The sequence below is a fragment of the Frankia sp. Allo2 genome (genome assembly GCF_000733325.1).
Taxonomy (GTDB): domain Bacteria; phylum Actinomycetota; class Actinomycetes; order Frankiales; family Frankiaceae; genus Frankia; species Frankia casuarinae.
The window spans coordinates 25159-43380 of the sequence record NZ_JPHT01000030.1; the positions used below are offsets into that span (position 1 = coordinate 25159).

Annotated in this window: 8 protein-coding genes; 4 read left to right on the forward strand and 4 right to left on the reverse strand. The window is 68.9% G+C overall.

Features of this window, described 5'->3' with window-relative positions; all coding sequences use genetic code 11:
• Window positions 1-138 precede the first annotated feature (138 nt).
• Complete coding sequence (locus tag ALLO2_RS17665; protein ID WP_232235171.1) at window positions 139-4023, reverse strand: diguanylate cyclase domain-containing protein; 3885 nt, start codon at window positions 4021-4023, stop codon at window positions 139-141.
• A gap of 1500 nt (window positions 4024-5523) precedes the next feature.
• Between ALLO2_RS17665 and ALLO2_RS17670 the strand changes: the two genes are divergently transcribed.
• A complete protein-coding gene (locus ALLO2_RS17670; protein ID WP_011434834.1) occupies window positions 5524-7209 on the forward strand; it encodes an isovaleryl-CoA dehydrogenase in 1686 nt (561 codons plus the stop codon).
• Window positions 7210-8567: 1358 nt separating this feature from the next.
• Window positions 8568-9413: a hypothetical protein gene (locus ALLO2_RS25850; protein WP_023840846.1), complete on the forward strand. Its 846-nt coding sequence runs from the start codon at window positions 8568-8570 to the stop codon at window positions 9411-9413.
• A 524-nt stretch (window positions 9414-9937) separates the two neighbouring features.
• On the opposite strand, the gene ALLO2_RS17680 is transcribed toward ALLO2_RS25850, so the two are convergent.
• From ALLO2_RS17680 to ALLO2_RS17690, 3 genes are all read right to left on the reverse strand, one after another.
• Complete coding sequence (locus ALLO2_RS17680) at window positions 9938-10927, reverse strand: hypothetical protein (RefSeq protein WP_023840845.1); 990 nt, start codon at window positions 10925-10927, stop codon at window positions 9938-9940.
• Between the two features lie 230 nt (window positions 10928-11157).
• Window positions 11158-12336: a cystathionine gamma-synthase gene (locus tag ALLO2_RS17685; protein ID WP_011434839.1), complete on the reverse strand. Its 1179-nt coding sequence runs from the start codon at window positions 12334-12336 to the stop codon at window positions 11158-11160.
• A gap of 38 nt (window positions 12337-12374) precedes the next feature.
• A complete protein-coding gene (locus ALLO2_RS17690) occupies window positions 12375-13754 on the reverse strand; it encodes a cystathionine beta-synthase (RefSeq protein ID WP_035733567.1) in 1380 nt (459 codons plus the stop codon).
• Window positions 13755-14263: 509 nt separating this feature from the next.
• On the opposite strand from ALLO2_RS17690, the gene ALLO2_RS17695 reads away from it, so the two are divergent.
• Window positions 14264-14668 (forward strand): YccF domain-containing protein, encoded by a 405-nt coding sequence (locus tag ALLO2_RS17695; protein ID WP_011434841.1) that lies wholly within the window; start codon window positions 14264-14266, stop codon window positions 14666-14668.
• Window positions 14669-14965: 297 nt separating this feature from the next.
• The gene (locus ALLO2_RS23530) at window positions 14966-18031 is read left to right on the forward strand and encodes a diguanylate cyclase domain-containing protein (RefSeq protein WP_051875363.1); all 3066 of its coding nucleotides are present in this window, start codon (window positions 14966-14968) and stop codon (window positions 18029-18031) included.
• The last annotated feature ends 191 nt before the right edge of the window (window positions 18032-18222 follow it).

Below are 18222 nucleotides of genomic sequence, written 5' to 3' on the forward strand. Positions count from 1 at the left end.
GCAAACGTGTTCCGGAACATGTGATCTGTGGGTCGGGGGGTACTGACGACGTGTCGGTTACTTCGACCTCACCGGCTGTGAAGCGCGACAATCCCGCGCACGTCGACAGGGCGACCGAGGGCCTCGGGAGAGCGGAGGTCATCGCGCCGCGGGGGAGATGGAGCGTCGGGCCCGGGCGCTCGTCTTCGCCTCGTACATGTCCGTATCGGCGTGCCGGACCACGCTCTCGGGACTGTGCGAGCCGGCGCCCCCGACGGCCTGCGAGGACGCCAGGCCGATCGTTGCTTTGACCACAAGGGTGTTGCCGGCCACGGTGAGGGGTGCCTCGACGAACTCGCGCACCCGCTGCTCGGTCTGGCGCATCGTCAGGGGGTCGGCCCCGGGCAGCACAATGACGAACTCGTCACCGCCGAGTCGGAACGCCTGCCCAGCATGTGCTTCCGGTCGGATCATCTCGGGACCGATCATCTCGGGACCGATCATCTCGGGACCGATCATCTCGGGATCGATCATCTCGGGATCGATCGTCTCGGGATCTATCAGCGCGGGACCGATCGGCTCGACCGGTCCCGCGCTGGCCACCGACGGGCCCGGGGCGAGGACGTCGGCCAACCGAGTGGCGACCGTGCACAGCACATCGTCGCCCACCTGGTGACCGAACGTGTCGTTGATCGGTTTGAAGTCATCCAGATCGATGAGTAGAACCGCGAACGGAGTCTGCTCCCGAGCCAGTTGATCGAGGAATTCGGTAAGCGCCGCCCTGTTCGGCAGGCCGGTCAACGGGTCGTGGGTGGCACGTTTCCGTAGCTGCTCCTGCAACTGACGACGTTCGCTGATCTCGTGGCAGGTGAGCAGGACACCACCGTCGAAGCAGCCCGGCCCGGACGCGGGCCGCCAGGCGCCGGCCTCGATGTCGAACCAGCGATGGTCGCCGTTAACCGTCTGCATGCGGACGTCCAGCAGGGACCCCGGTCCACCACGCTGCCGGTCCGCGAGGAAGGCCCGCGTCGCAGCCTGGTCCTCGGGATGGACCAGGTCGATGAGCGGCAGCCCGATCATGGCCTTGACCGGGTAGCCGAGCAGGCTTTCGACCGCCGAACTGATGAAGGTCGGCCGGCCCGCACGGTCCAGGTTGACGATGATGTCGTGCGACTCGTGCAGCAGGGTCTGCAGCCGCGCCCGGTCGCGCCGGACCGCCTGCTCTCCCCGGAAGATCATTTTTGTCAGGCCTGAGAACGTGACGGTCACAATGCCGAGCAGCAGCAGATCGCCGACGGCATGGTTGTCTCGCGGGTCGCGCGGCAGCGGGCCGTTCTGTTGCAGGATGAGGTATCCCNACGTGGGATGGCCGGGGATCGCGGCGGCGACGGCGACGTGACCGCCGCCGTTGCGCACCGTCACCTGCCGGCTCTGGCCTGGCTTGATTGACCGCAGCTCCGTGCCGTCAATCAGGGCGATCCCGACCGCGGACGGATCGTCGGACAGGGCGATGCGCCCGGCCTCGTCGACGATGACGATCCGGGTGTCCTCTCCGGTGCCGCTCGTCCCGGTACCCCCGCCGCCAAAAACGCGGACCATCTCGGCTCCCGGCATCCCGGCTCCCGGTCTACCCATGACCAGAAACGCGGCGCTGCGTCCGTCCCGCACGATCGGCACGATGCTGTACGCCCGAACCCGATCGCCCAGGTGGAAAACAGGGATGTTGATTCCGCTGGTGCGGGCGAGAGCCCAGATCCGGTCCCGTGGGGGGAACGGGATCGTTGCGCCGGTGGGTTGGACCGCCGTCGGCCTGCCGTCGAGATCGACCAGTGCCAGAACGGTGTCGGGGCCCGCGAGCGCCGATCGGGAGACCGACGCCAGCACCCGCTGGTCGACAGCGGGTTCGGTCAGCGACCAGGGAAGTCTGGAGATCGGGTCGATCAGGCGCACGGGTTGACCCAGGTCCGCGACATACTCGGCCAGACGGAGGACGAGGGAGTGGGTCTCGGCGGTGTGTTGGGCCTCGTCTCGCCGCCGGTTGGCATTCTCGATCTCCAGGGTGACCGCCGTGGCGGCCAGGATGACGGTCCCCAGCACGAGCAGTGGGATGGCTCGCCCCAGCTGCTCGCGCACGGTTGTCCGCCAGCGTCGAGGAGACAGCGGATGCCCGGTCCGGCCCGCGGGTGACGATCCGGATGCGCCTGGGGATCTGGGCGGGCCTGGGGATCTGGGCAAGGCTGGGAAGGACATCGAGCGCGGTCGGGTGACCGGGGATCGCGGCATGATCCGGTCGGTGGCGAGGAGCACAGACGCGGACGGTGCGGGCGCCTTGAGCGTGGTGGTCTCGGCCGCTGGGGGGTCCGCCATGGCATATCGTCCCGGACCAGCCTGCTTGGCCTTGTACATGGCCTCGTCGGCCGCGCGCAGCAGCCGCCCGGAATGGCTGGGCCGGCTGACGGCCAGCGCTACTCCGACGCTTGCGGCGACGCAGACCTCGTAGCCGTCGACGAGGATCGGTTCCCGTACCGCGCGGATGACCCGACCGGCCATGGTGCGAGCGGCGATTTCGTTCGCGCGCAGCAGCAGGACCCCGAACTCGTCGCCGCCGAATCTCCCGGCGACATCGTCGGGGCCCAGCAGTGTTCGGATCCGTCCACTGATGACCTGCAGCACCCGGTCGCCGGCCGCGTGGCCGAAGGTGTCGTTGACCGGCTTGAAGCTGTCGAGGTCGATGAACAGGACCGCGACGCCCCCAGCCGCGGCGAGGGCATCCTCTAGCTGCTCCTCGAAGGCGGTCCGGTTACACAGTCCGGTGAGTACGTCATGGCGCGCCTGATAGCCGAGCTGGTCCAACAACTGCTTCCGTTTACCGACCGCATGGCAGGTGATCAGCACTTCGCCGGATCCATCCCGGGTGGACAGGTGGCGGGTCGCGACGTCGAACCACCGGGATGTGCCGTTCGCCGCCGTCATCCGAATGTTGAGCAGGGACCCGGCAGCGGGGTTCTCGATCAATCGTACGAGCCGGTGGGCGTCGTCCGGGTGCACCAGATCCGCGACCTTGCGCCCGAGCCAGGTTTCCTGGGAATGGTCGAGTAACGGGACGATCGCGGGGCTGATGAACGTGAGTCGTCCAGTGAGGTCGGTTGTCAGCACGATGTCATGGGCCGCCGCGAACAACGCGCACAGCCCGGCCCGGGAGCGCCGAGCCGCCGTCTCTCGCAGCAGGCCGACGAAGACGATGCTCAGGACCGACGTCAGCGCGAAGGCCAGCAACGTCAGATTCCGTTGGTTCCGTCGGGCCCGGAGGTCGGCGTTCAGCGAGTCCGTGGCCTGCCGGAAGTAGGTCAGGTACCCCGTCGTCGGCTGCACCGCCGTGATGTTCGTGATCCTCCTGCCGTTCTCGGTCGTCTCCCAGATCCGCGCACCACCACGCTGGGCGTGGGAGCGGGAGAGATCGGCGGTCGAGAGGACCTGCCGACCCAGCATGCCCGGCTCGGTGGATGCGATCGGTACCCCGTCCGGGCCGACCGTCGACATGCTGCCCCGGCCGACCCCGAGCAGGGCCGTGATCCAGTTGGTGAACTGGAGGTTGGACTCTTCGGTGGACACGGCGACCAGGACGGCCCAGGGCCGCGGACGGCCGACGGGAACCACCGTTGCTCTGACGCGGCCATCGTGGAGGGCGAAGACGGGGGACACCGCGGGAACCCCGGACCAGGCAGCGGACCAGGCCTGCCCCAGGTCGGCGGGGACTATGGAGTTCCCCCGTGGATAGGAGGCCGTGGTATGGCCCGCGGTGTCGAGCAGCGCAACCACCCGGATGACATCGCCGGAGTGAGCGATCTGGAGCTGCGGGAGCAGGGCTTCGTTTCCCAGGGGGTCACCGGGCTGGAAGGGCGTCCGATCGGTCGCGGACTGCATCGCCGCCGGGTTATCGACGATCGCCGCCCACTGCGCGAGCCGCTTGACCAGCTGGGAACGTTCGTTGAGGCGGTCGATCTTCTCCCGGCTCAGCAGATCGGAGCCCGTCCAGATTGCCATGGTACCGAGGACCGCAACCGTGAGTAGTCCGACGATCAGCGGGTGGATGAATCGCCGCCGGAGTCGCGATCCGGCCCGGGCCGCCGAGGTTCTGATTGCGGCCGTGACTCGCCCGGGCGCTTGCCGCCCACCGATTCGGCCACCTCTGATCATCTATATGCCCCGTCCGACAACCGTGCCCGGACTCGACGGATCTTACCGTGAGTGAAGACTTTCTGTTTTCCGTGCCGTCGAATCATCCCGGTAGTGGGTGAGCATACGAGTATCTGTGCCACGAGTTTCACCGGCCGCCGCCCGTGACAGAACTCCACCGCTTGTGCCGACACGGACCGGCGTATTGGGCTGGGTGACCCGGCGCGTTCGCGGGATGGAGGAGATTGCCGAGCGAGAATGATTCGACTACTAGAGGTGTCGCTCTGAATACTTTAAGGCTTGGATGGTCGGTCGATGGGCGGCATCAACTCGACTACGGGTTACTGCGTATAACGCTATGTATAGCACTGGGTGCTGTTGGTTGGAGCTGGGGAGCTGTGATGTTGGTACCGCCCGCGACCGGTCCCCGCATGCTTCTCGTTCCCTTCGGCGTTATCCAATACTCTCCGTAACACCCGGCCGGTCTAGCCCGATCGAGTATCGCGGAAGATGATCATCTGCTCACCGCGTGCGTTGCTCGAGCCGGCGGGGCTTCGTGGCAGCGGGACCGCCGGGTGAATAAGAGCGCGTGACCGTCCCTGCCTGCCCGCCGGCTCCTCGTCGAGGCGTCGGCGAGGGCGCGGGGCGGCTTGGTCGAGCAGTGTGTCGGCTGCTTCCGATCCGTTCCGCCGGTGGCTGGCTTAACGGGAAACGGCATTCTAGCCCGGACGGCGGTCCGGAGATTCACCGCGCCTCGGGTGGGCCGGAGCGTGCGGATTTCTTCGCCCGGACGTGGCCACCGGTCGATTTACCTGGTTCTCGATCCGGCCTAGTGCCCGGACGTCAGGGCGCGACGACATCGTCCCGGCGTTGGATGCCGAATGTGTAAAAATCTTTGGGCGCAATAGCCGGACGCCGGCCGGGAACAGCCCACCTGTTCGGGGCCGGCGGCAGGGATCTTTTCTGGTCCGCCGTGGGCCTTCGCCGCGGGAGCGGATCCTCTTCGGCGCGGCCGTGATCCGCACGGCCCCGCCGGGTACACGGCCCGTGGATCCGGCGAGAGCGCGCGATGCGACTGGTCCGACGCGGCCAGGAGTGGCACGCTTCATACCAGTGCCGACGGGCCGTGCTCGGACGCGGCTCGGCTCATGTGCGGCACTGTCGATGTGCGGCCCGGCCGAGGCCGATGTGCGGCCCGGCCGAGGCCGATGTGCGGCCCGGCCGAGGCCGATGTGCGGCCCGGCCGAGGCCGATGTGCGGCACTGTCGAGGCCGATGTGCGGCCCGGCCGAGGCCGATGTGCGGCACTGTCGAGGCCGATGTGCGGCACTGTCGAGGCCGATGTGCGGCCCGGCCGAGAGGAGGGCCGGTGATCTCGCCGACCACCGTCAACCGGACAACGGCGGTTCCCGGGACGTGTTCGTCCCGGACCCATGAGGTGACGAACCAGCCTCCGCCCCTCGTGGGGCACGATGCGGCGGCCGATCCGGCGCTGCTGGCGGCCCTCGCGCGGGAGGGGGCCGGCTGGCATATGGACGATCTGCACCGACTCGGTCGGTTGGCCGGCAGCGAGGAGGCCGCCCGCCAGGCCGACGAGGCGAACAGGTTCCCGCCGCAACTGCGCACTCATGATCGTTACGGGTTTCGCGTTGACGAGGTGGACTTCCATCCCTCCTGGCATGCCCTGATGGAGGTCGCGGTACGGGAGGGCTTGGCCGGGGCGCCGTGGGCCGACCCGCGTCCCGGCGCCCATGTCGCCCGCGCCGCGGACATCCTGGTCTGGGGCACCGTCGAGCAGGGCCATCTGTGCCCGGTGTCGATGACCTACGCCGTGGTGCCGGCGCTGCGCGCCGCCCCGGAGCTCGCCGCCCGCTACGAACCGTTGCTGACCAGCCGCGTCTACGATCCGGGTCTGCGCCCACCCGAGGGCAAGGCCGGCCTGCTGGCGGGCATGGGCATGACGGAGAAGCAGGGTGGCTCGGACGTCCGTGCCAACACGACGACGGCGACGCCGGCGGGCGACGGGACCTATCGGCTGCGGGGGCACAAGTGGTTCACCAGCGCCCCGATGAACGACGTCTTCCTGGTCTTGGCCCAGGCCCCCGGTGGCCTGTCCTGCTTCTGGGTGCCACGGGTGCTTCCGGACGGCGTCCGCAACACCTTTCGCATCGCGCGGCTGAAGGACAAGCTCGGTAATCGCAGTAACGCCAGCGGCGAGCCGGAGTTCGACGACACGGTCGGTTGGCTGGTCGGCGAGGAGGGCGCAGGGGTCCGGGCCATCATCGAGATGGTGGCGATGACCCGGCTCGACTCCAGCCTCGGCTCGGCGGCGGGGATGCGTGCGGCCGTCATGGCGGCAGCCCACCACGTGCGTCACCGACGCGCGTTCGGGAGACCGCTCATCGATGCTCCGTTGATGCGCAATGTGCTCGCCGATCTCGCCCTGGAGTCCGAGGCCGCGACGACCCTGGTGCTCCGGGTGGCGGGCGCGGTCGACCGGGCGGCCCGTGGCGATCGTCAGGAACAGGCGTTCGGACGGTTGGCGATCGCCGTCGCGAAGTACTGGGTGTGCAAGCGTTCCCCGGCGCTGGCCGCCGAGGCGCTCGAATGCCTGGGGGGCAACGGCTACGTGGAGGAGTCCGGGATGCCGAGGCTCTACCGCGAGGCGCCGCTGAACGGCATCTGGGAGGGCTCGGGCAACGTCAACGCGCTCGACGTGCTGCGCGCGCTCACCCGGGAACCGGCCAGCTTCGCCGCCTTCGCCACGGAGATCGACGCGGCGCGTGGCGCGGACCGCAGGCTGGACGCGGCCTGGGCCCGGTTGCGCGCTGTCCTGGACCGGTCCAAGGACGCGGAGTTCGCCGCCCGGCGCATCGTTGAGCGACTTGCCGTCGTCCTGCAGGGCTCCTTGCTGGTGCGCTACGCCCCGAGCGCCGTGGCCGACGCGTTCTGCGCCACGAGAGTCGCCGGTGAGGGGGGACTGGCCTTCGGTACCCTGCCCGATGCCGCTGATGTGCCAAATATTCTCGGCAGAATTCCACCGATGGGCGCCTGAGATGATTCGCTCGGTGTTTCCTGACCTTGGCGGATAGGTACTAGAAACTCTCCGTAATCAATGCTGCGCCATCGGGTGGGGGATGTGCCCCTAGGGTGGAGACTGACTGCGCCCTGGAGGGTTCCATGGTGTTCTTCTGCTTGGCTGTCGCCGGGCTGATATTGATCGCGGGCGCGCTCGGCCTGGTGCGGGGACGCGCGGAATGGGCGTGGATCCCCAACCGCCGTACGGCCGGCGCGGTTGCCGGTGCGGGATCCGCGGCGCTCGTCGCTTTCGGGCTGCTCGCATCCCGAGGAGTCGGGGTCGGCGACGGCAACGATCCGGACCTGCCCGTGAGCCAGGCTGTCCTGCCCGCACCGACTCCCCCATCACCGTCCACGCCAGCATCGCCACTTTCAGTGCTATCCGCGACGTCCGTCGAGCCCGGGTCCACGTTGCCCGCGGACACCGACGCGGATCGGGACCTGGCTGCGGACAGGGCCGCACGTCGTCCGGCGCCGTCCGATGACCGCGGCGGACCCCAGCAGTCGCGTCCTCCCACATGGGACACCTGGCCGCCGTGGGCGTCGCCCGCGGACAGCCGGTCGTCGGGGACGTTGCAGCTAGGGACGTTGCCGGTGGAGACGTCGCCGGCGCCGACGCTGCCGTCTGCTACGTCCTCGCCGGGGACGTCGCCGGCGGGGACGTCGCCGCCGGGAACCCGGCCGACGGGAACCCCGCCGCCGGCGCATGGTCGGCCCGACACCCGCCCGGACGACCGGGGAACCGCCGGGGACGACCGGGGAACCGCCGGGGACGACCGGGGAACCGCCGGGGACGACCGGGGAACCGCCGGGGACGACCGGGGAACCGCTGGCGGTCGCGGAACCGCCGGTCAGAAGTCCGACGGGCGCGACCATGCCGGGCGCGACCATGCCGGGTCCGACCGACATGCCGGGTCCGACCGAGGAGCCGAGAGCGCGGCCCCGACACCACGCGACGGCGGTCGCCCCTCACCCGGATCACCTGGATCGAGTGATACGGGTCGTGGCGCGGGGGCATCGCGGCAACCGAGGGAACCGGGGGATCGGTCCGTCTCTAGGCCGGCGAGTGGACCGTCGGCGAGCGGGGCGGGGTCGCCGTCCGCTCCGCCGCGCACGAACGAGGGCTCGCCCAGGGCGACCGGGCAGCCGGTCGGCTCGGCCCGGCCGGCTGTCGCCGCCGGGCCGGCGGACGGATGATCGTTCTCGCTCGAGGTTGTCGGCTGCCGCGCTTTTCCGGGTACACGGAGGGCGACACGACGTTCTGGTATTCGTCTCGTTACTTTCAGTGAGTTACGGTTCGGGTTCTCGTGCTGATGCTGAGACCTGGGGGCCCCGATGGCGGCGGTTGCGATGATCATCGCTCTGCTTGCGGTGATGGTGATGCTGATCGGTGTCACAGGCATCCTGCGTGGGCGGGTCGGCTGGGCCGGAATTCTGGACCGGCGGCGAAGCGGCGCGGTCGCGGCGGCTGGATTCACGGTCGCGGTCATCGCCTTCGGGCTCGCCGCGCCCGGCGGGCCCACCCCGGGCGACGTGCTGATCCAGGCCGATCGACCGTCGTCCGATCGGCTCGTCCGGGCCAGGACTGATGACGATCGGGACGACGACCGGTGGGCGGGCCGCCGCGAGCAGAGCCGATCGTCCTTCCCCACCCGGTCCACCTACCCCGACCCCGTCCACCCCGTTCCCGGCGTCCCGGGAACGGACGGAGCACGGACGTTGCCACGCCTCGTCGCCCCTTCAGGCGATCCGGATTCCGCCGGGGGCCCGACCGCACCTTTCGTCGAATCACGGCCCCCGTCTTCGCCCACGCGCCCGCCGTCGGCCGACGGCGGGCGGCGGGTGTCATTGGTTCCACCCGTCGCATCGGATCGGGCGGATGCCTTCGGACCCGATCCGGGGGACAGGAGACTGCTCCCTTCGGTGCCCAGCCGCCGGACCGCGCCGCGTCCGTCGTCGAACCCGTCGGAAGCGCGGCCGTCCGGCGGACTGCTCCCCGCGCCCGCGGGCGGGTCGGTCGATCCCGGACCGCCCGCACAGGCCGGTCCGACGGGGGGCGGCAGGGCGGACGGCCGGGGCGACGACTGCGGCCCGGCGACGGCTCCCGGACCGATTGTGGTGATTCCCGATCTGTTCGGCTCCAAGCAACAGGCTGATGCCGCGATGTGCGCGGATCCCTGAGCGGGTCCGGCGTTTCAACCCGCCGGTGTGGGACCGGCGCGGCTGGCCGCGACCAAGGCGACGACCGAGGGGCGAGCCGAAGCACTTTTGTCTCCACCGGCCCGGTTCGCATTGTCGCCTACCCGATAATGTACCGCCGTGCCTATTCCTTATCCCGTTCTCGCTCAGGCGACACCGCCGCCGCTGCCGATCGCCTCGAACACTGCCCTACAGAAATCCGTAAATCTTAACCCGTCGAATGAACTGCATTATTCCAACATCTTGTCGCCGTTGGTTGTTCTGATTATGGTTGTTGCTGGCCTGCTGCTGCTGCATGGACTCCGCGCCGGTGTGCGTCCCTGGGCTCGACGCCGCGTCCTCACGGCCGGGGTCCTCACGGCCGGCGGTGTTGTGGCCAGGGCTGTTGTGGCCAGGGCTGGCATGGCTGATCGGGCGCCGTGCGCCGGTATCCCGGTGGAAGGCCCCGGCGCCGGGGGCGTGCCGGCAGATGACGTCGTGACCGCCCCCGGACGTCAACGACGCGATCAGAGCGGGGACCACTCCTGGGCCTGGATGACGAGTCCGGACCAGTCCGCGCCCTGGCTGCGGGCGCGTTCGGCGAGAAAGAGGATTCCGTTCGACAGCCAGCTGCTCGGCCGCACGGCGGATGCGGCGAGCGCTCTGGTCGCGAGGATCTCGGCCTTGTCCAGCTCGCGTGCGCGCATCGCCGCGGATGCCTGGTAAAGGCGGACGGCGGCGAGAGCACCGGACGCCCGGGAACGGTCGAACAGTTCGGCTGCCTCGCTCAGCCGCTCATTTCCCTCGTCCAATGCGCCGGCGGCGACGAGTGCCGCACCGCCGAATGTCGGCAGATACCCAGGATGGATACCGTCCAGGCTGTAACCCACCGCACCTGCCGGGAGCTTTGCCGCGACCGATCCCGCTGAGCGCAGCACGGCGACGATATCGTCGGTAGGCAGGTGGCACGCGGCCATGATGTGCGCCTCGGTGGTCATCGCCAGGACCGCGGTGTGCGCGTGTGGTGCCGTGGCCTGGGCCGCCCGCGCCAGCGCCAACCCGTCGCGGGTGCTCTGGAAGGAATAAGCGGCGAGTTCAGCCAACACGACTCCGGCGTGGGCGGCGGTCGTCGCGTCTCCTACATGTTTCGCGAGGACGAGCGCCGCCCGCGCCGAGACTGTGGCCGGCCTGGCCATGCCGTTGTCACCCTGTGCCACGGAGGTCATGAGAAGAATCCGGCCATGCGCTCGTATCCAGTCCCGGCGCAGGGCTGAGCCCAACCGCCATCGGCCGATCGTCCGCGCATGGTGCTCCAGCGTCGCGAGGCGCTCGACCAAGTCGGCCGGCGCGGTGGTCTCCCAGCGGCGGGCGAGGGACTCCAGACCGGCCTCGACCTGGTGTAGCGCTGCGCGGCTGTCCATCGCCGAGGATGTCATGTCGACCGCCTCGGCGGCTCCGAGGACACCGAGTAGCGCGCTCGTGGTAAGGATCGTTCGGCGGTCCGTCGATGCGTCCATGTGGTACTCCTGACGATCGCGACCTGGCGGACTGGGCACATGTCCGGCGTATGCGCACGCGCAACCATTGCTGTTCTCCGCCCGAGGGTCTCGACACAGTAAGGTCACGGTAACCGGGTACGGGGCGCTATGTCGCCGCCGCGGGTTAAGGTTTGGACTTTTTTCGCTGGTTCGCCCTTCCGTACCGGACGCGTGCGCCAGAAGCCACCACTCCCGAAACCGGGGCCGGGCTACGCGGATCCGTCGGAAAGCCCGCGCAGCGCCTGGTGCAGATCGGCGACGAGGTCGTCCACTGATTCGATCCCGACCGAGAGCCGAACGAGGTCCGCGGGTACCGCGAGCGGCGAGCCCTCCACCGAGGCATGGGTCATGCTCGCCGGATGTTCGATCAGGGATTCCACCCCACCCAACGACTCGGCGAGAGTGAACAGCCTGGTCCGGCCACATGCCGCCACGGCCGCCTGGGGGCCGGCCCGAAGGGTGAACGAGACCATTCCCCCGAAGTCGCGCATTTGCTTCGCGGCGATGTCGTGACCCGCATGGCCGGTCGAACCCGGGTAGCGGACGGCCCCGACAGCGGGGTGCGTGGCGAGCTCGGCCGCGATACGCCGAGCGTTGTCGCAGTGCCGGTCCATCCGAACGGGGAGCGTCTTGACACCGCGCAGTACCAGCCAGCTGTCGAAGGGGCCGGCGACGGCGCCGGCCGCGTTCTGCAGGAACCGTAGCCGGGCGCCCAGGTCCGGATCGCCGACCACGAGCGCGCCGCCGACGACATCGCTGTGGCCACCGAGATACTTCGTCGTGGAATGCACCACCGCGTCCGCCCCCAGGGTCAGTGGCTGCTGCAGGTAGGGCGAAGCGAACGTGTTGTCGACCGTCAGCAGCGCCCCCGCGTCATGCGCCAGCGACGAGAGAGCGACGATGTCGGCGATGGACAGCATGGGATTGGTCGGGGTTTCGCACCACACCAGTCGCGTGGTGCCCGGACGGATCGCGACTCGCACCGCATCGAGGTCGGTGAGATCGATGCTGGTGTGGTCGACGCCCCAGTCGGCGAGCACCCGGGCGATGAGCCGGTAGGTGCCGCCATAGGCGTCCGCCGGGATGATGACGTGGTCTCCGGGCCGGCAGACGGTTCGCAGCAGGGCGTCCGCCGCCGCCATGCCGGAGGAGAAAGCGAGGCCGACCGTCCCGCGTTCCAGTGCGGCGAGGCAGGTCTCCAGCGCGGTACGGGTCGGATTCGCCGAACGACTGTACTCGTAACCGCTCCGAAGCCCACCCACGCCATCCTGGGCGAACGTCGAGGACTGGTGGATCGGCGTCACCACCGCTCCCGTGACGGGATCGGGCTCCTGGCCGGCATGGATCGCGATGGTCTCGAATCCCTCAGCGGGCTGCTCCATATGCATGACGCCACGCTAGGGCGTTCTCGATGATCGGTGCCGATCTAGCGGACGGCCAGGAAACTCAGCAGGTCGGCACGGGTAAGGATGCCGACGGGATTACCCTCGTCGTGTACCAGCACCGCGGGTTCGTCCCCGAGCACCGCGACGATCCGGGCCAGTGGCTCGCCGGTACCCACCATCGGAAGCGACGGCGACAGATGATCGGCGACCGGAGCGTCGATGGCGGACCGGTCGGCGAAGACCGCCGCGAGCAGATGCCGCTCGATGACGGAACCCGCGACCTCCGCCGCCCGCAGGGGCGGTTCGTGCCGCACCACCGGCATCTGCGACACGTTGTACTCGCGCAGGTAGGAGATGGCGGCACCGACTGTCTCGGCCGGGTGGACATGCACCAGATCGGGGGGACCACTGGTCTGTTCGGCCTTGTTCCGCAGGACGTCCGAGACGGTCGGCTCGTTCGACGGCGGCTCCAGAAAGCCGTACTCGTACATCCATTCGTCGTTGAAGATCTTCGACAGNTATCCGCGGCCGGAGTCCGGAAGCAGGACCACAACGGCGTCGTCCGGGCCGAGCTCGCGAGCGACCCNGAGGGCGACTACCACCGCGAGCCCGCCTGATCCGCCCACCAGCAGCCCGCATTTCCTGGCCAGCTCGCGCGTCATCAGGAACGAGTCGCGGTCGCTGACCGCCTCCACCCGGTCGACGACCGTCTTGTCGTAGGTCGTCGGCCAGATGTCCTCCCCGACGCCTTCGACGAGGTAGGGCCGGCCGCTGCCACCGGAGTAGACCGAACCCTCCGGATCCGCGCCCACGATCTGCACGGTTCCGCCGGACGCCTCCTTGAGGTAACGGCCGACTCCACTGATCGTCCCGCCGGTCCCGATGCCGGCGACGAAATGGGTGACGCGACCGTTCGTGGCCTGCCAGATCTCCGGCCCGGTCGTAGCGTAGTGCGCAGCGGGATTGTTCGGGTTGGAATACTGATCCGGGCTCCAACCACCGGGAGTCTCGCGGACGAGCCGGCGGGCCACCGAGTAGTAGGAGCGGGGGTCGTCGGGTGCCACTGCTGTCGGGCAGATGACGACCTCGGCGCCGTAGGCGCGCAGGACGGCTCGTTTCTCTTCGCTGATCTTGTCGGGCATGGTGAACACGCAGCGATAGCCCCGCCGGGCCGCCACCAGGGCCAAGCCGACACCGGTGTTTCCGCTGGTAGGTTCGATGATGGTCCCACCAGGCGGAAGCAGTCCGGCCTCCTCGGCGGCGGAGACCATGGTCAGCGCTACCCGGTCTTTCACCGATCCACCGGGATTAAGGTACTCCAGCTTTGCCAGCACCGGCGTCGGCGTCGTCTCGATCGTCGGTGTGATCCGGACCAGCGGCGTGTTTCCGACAAGATCGATTACGTGGTCGAATGCCTGCATATCGGTCATCCGCGCATCACTTCCGCTCTCGAGAGAGGTAACCGGGGCGACACCTCGTGTCCACGGCGGGCGGGAGCCGGTTGGGCTACCCGAACCGGCTCACCTCCTGGATACCGACGACCGTGGCCGGGAAGCTGCCTGCGCCAGGCGGCGGCGTACGTCACCTGCGTTCGTGCGGCCGCGGCCGGTCGGTCGCGACCGGCCGGCATGGACTGCTGTCATGACAGTAGCGAGCAGGGCCGGAACGTGCCGGGCCGCGTGGCATCCACTCCGTTTGCGATGGCGTCCCCGGGGCAGATCATCGTGGTGTACCTGACGGTGTGTCATCGTGGTGTACCTGACCGTGTTCGGACGGTCGTGTTCGGACGACCTGGGCTGGATTGGTACGATAAAGTCGGTGCCGATCGACGAGTGGCGGCCGATCGACAGTGGCGCTGATGCTTCCGGCAGGCTTGCCATCGGCGTTCACCACGATCCCGGTGTCGGATCGGGAGAGAGCGGGTCAGCTCATGCGCCTCGTGCTCAACGTCATCTGGTTGGTATTCGGTGGTTTCTGGCTTGCCGTCGGCTATGCCCTCGCGGCGCTTGTGTGCTTCATTCTCATCGTCACGATTCCCTTCGGGATCGCCGCCCTGCGGATGGCGAACTTCACCCTGTGGCCGTTTGGACGGCGCATTGTCGACCGACCCGGCGCCGGCGGGGCGTCCCTGGTCGGAAACGTGCTGTGGATCCTGCTGGCCGGTTGGTGGTTGGCACTGGGACATCTCACCACCGGCCTGGCACTCTGCCTCACCATCATCGGTATCCCGCTCGGGTTGGCGAACTTCAAACTGATCCCGGTCTCGCTGCTGCCGCTGGGTAAGGAGATCGTGGACGTCGACGCCCCCGCGGTCGGAGCTCGCGCGGCATTCTGAGCCGCCGCGGCAGGTCGAGCGTGCTCGGACCGTGCCGCGCCGCCGCGCGAACAGAATGCCGGCCGCATGATCACAACGACATGATCGACTATGCCGTCCCGCTCCACCGGTAGCGTCGCCAGCATCGCATACGTGCTTATACCGGTCTCATCTCGGGCGTCGCTCGCAGATCGGAGCATTCCGTAGGCGACAGCAGGCCCACAATGGTGTAGTAGATTTGATGGTGTGGAATGTGCGCGCAGGCCAGGAGGGTGACGCGGAAACCTCTGGGCTCCCGAGGAGGGAGGTGAAATCATCGTGGACATCTGGGATGACCTTGCGCAGCGTAACAGCGCTCACCTGCGGGAACGATTCCTGACGGGGGACCTGGTAGCGGAAGGACCACAAAACGCGATTTTGGGTTCGTGGTGGCGCAGCCAGGTACTGAACGTGAGCCCGGACCGGTGCTCCCCCGTCTATGATCCGGATCTTGATCTGGACACGCGCCTGGTCCGCGCGGCCGACCCGGTACTCGACCGACTGGCATCCATGATCGCCGGGACCTGGGTGTGCGTGTGTCTCACCGACGACCAGGCAAGAATACTGGCGCACCGGGTCGGTGAGGCATCCTTCGGCCTACACCCTGGGTTCTGCGTCGCCGAGCACCTGGTCGGCACCAGCGCCGTAGCCCTCGCCCTCGTGGAAAGGCGCCCCGCCCGCGTCTCGGGCGCCGAGCACTTTGCTGACCTCTACCAACCGGACGCGTGCATATCCGCTCCCGTCCGCGACCCCCTCAGCGGGCGTATCGAAGGCGTGTTCAGCCTCATTTGCAGGCTCGCCGAGGCGAATCCGTCGGCGGAAGCCATGGTGGGGGAGGCTGGCCGCGCTATCGAACATCGCCTGCTGGAACAGGCGAGCGAGCGGGAACGCGCCTTGCTCCTGGCGTACCGGCAGGCCAAACACCGGATGCGGATACCGGCTGGCGGCGCACAGTTTCCGCTTGATCTCGATGCCGGGTCCGGCATCGAGATCAAGCACGATACTCGGCTGGTTTTGCAGGAGAAGGCCGCTGAACTGATCGCAGCGGGCCGGCCGACCGCCATCGAGGTATCCCTGCCGCACGGTCAGACTGCCACGCTGGTGTGCAGGGAGGTACGGACGCACTCCGCAGTGGCCGGGCTGGCCGTCGAGGTCGTCCTTCCCTTCGGGCCGCCCCGTCGCCTCATGACCAGCGCCGCGGCTGTGGCAGGACACCTCAACAGCCAGCCGCGGGGGGCCGACGCCGGTGCCCCGTCGGCGCCGGGGCTTTTCCTGCCGTATGCCGCGCTCAGCGCGCCCAGGCCGACGCCGCGACTGCCGGCGGGTGCACCCGACGCCACCCGCCCGGCCAGCACACCCGTGGCCAGTGCGTACCCGGCCAGCCGGCAGCCCGCCATCGGCGCGTCACTGCTGGCGATCGGGGAACAGGGAATCGGCCGTCTCGCGGTGGCGGCACGGCGACGCCTCACCCTGCTGTACGAGGCCAGTATGCACATCGGGACCACCCTCGACGTGACTCGGACCGCCGAGGAACTGGCCCAGGCAGCCGTGCCCGAACTCGCCGACGTCGTCACGGTGGACCTGTCGGAGTCTGTTCTGCGGGGCGAGGACTCGCTGCGTCCGACCGCACTGCTGCGCCGCGCCGCCCTGCACGGCATCCAGGAAGGCCTCGCTCTCTACCCGGCCGGTCACCAGATCAGCTTCCTGCCCTCCACGCCGCAGGCTCGGTGCCTGGCCAGCGGGCGAGCGGTGCTCGAGGCCGACCTGCACGCGGCTCCCGGTTGGCAGGCCCAGGACCCCGAACGCGTCGAGCAACTCCTCGCGCAGGGGATCCACTCGCTCATCACCGTCCCCCTGTGCGCCCGCGACGTGATGTTCGGGGTGGCCAGTTTCTGCCGCTCCCGGCAACCAGAGCCCTACGAGGACGACGACCTGGCCCTGGCCGAGGAGTTGGCCGCCCGCGCGGCGCTGTGCCTGGACAACGCCCACCGCTACACCCGCGAACGACAGCTGCACCACCAGGCCCTGCACGATCCGCTGACCGACCTGGCGAACCGCACGCTGTTGACGGCCCGACTGCAACGCGGACTTGCCCGGCGCCTCCACGACAATACGCAGGACGACACGCAGCTTGCACTACTGTTCTGCGACCTCGACGACTTCAAGAGCGTCAACGACAGATTCGGGCACGCGGCCGGCGACGACCTGCTTCGCGTAACCGCGGGTCGGCTGACGAGTTGCGCCCGTAGCACCGACACGGTTGCCCGCATCAGCGGCGACGAGTTCGCGGTCCTGCTGGAAGGCGGCTGCGTCGACCCCGAGTCCATCGGGCGGCGGATCCTGGAAACACTCCGCGTACCCTTGGTACTCGCCGGAACGGTTCATACAACCCAGGCCAGCATTGGGCTGGTCGTTGTCGACCCCGGCACTCAGGCCACCGCGGAAAGCGTGCTGAAACAGGCGGACTCCGCCATGTACGCCGCAAAACGGCGGGGNAAGGGCACCCTGGTGGTGTACCGGCCGGAGCTGTGCCCCGCCAGCGCCGAGGACGCCCTGCGCACCAGCCTCACCCACGCCGTACGCGGCGAGGATGGCGGCGGTACCCTCAACGTCAGCTATCAGCCGATCATCGAGCTCCACACCGGTCGGACCGTCGGTGTCGAGGCGGCGCTTCGGTGGGACGACCCGTCCTCCCGATCCGTTCCCCACCACCGTCTCACCCTCACCGCCCAGCAGACCGGGCTGGCCCCCGCACTGGAGCACATCCTGCTCGACCGGGCCTGCCGTGACCTCGGCCGATACCGAAGCACGGGCCATCCGGAGGTGGCCCTCCACATCCCCGTCTCGATCCTCGATGCCGCTGACGCCCGGTTCACGACCGAGGTGGTCAATGCTCTGACCGTCCACCACCTGNCACCCGATGCTCTCGTGCTCCGCGTCGCCGGCGCGACGCACCACACCGATCAGGCTGCCCTGCGGGCGCTGCGCGGACTGGCCGCACGAGGTATCAGGCTCGCGATCACCTATCCCGACGCCGAGGACCTCTCGTTCGATCCCCTTCTGCCGCTTCCCGTCCAGATCATCGTGCTCGACGCCGCCGCCACCCGGCACCTGACCGAATCGCTGACCGACGGCCGCACCCCCGGGGAAGAAGAAAACGACGGCACGCTGCGCACGGCGTTCCTCGCCACCATCCGCGGACTGGGCATTTCACTGCTGGGCACCGGCATCGCTGACGCGAAGCAGGCCGCCACCCTCGCGCACAGCGGCTGCGGCCTTGGCCAGGGCAGCCTCTTCGGCGGACCCGCACCGCTCGCCGACATCCCCGGCAGGTATCCGACATGAGGTAGCCGCCATGTCTCCAGTGCGCGGCACTGACCCTCGACTCTCCAGTGCGCGGCACTGACCCTCGACTCTCCAGTGCGCGGCACTGAAAATGCCTTGACCTGATGTTGGGTTGACGTCGTAGGGTCGCAACACGTCTGCAGTGTGCTTACCCACCGTTGTCGCGATCTACCGGTTCGACCACCAGCCGC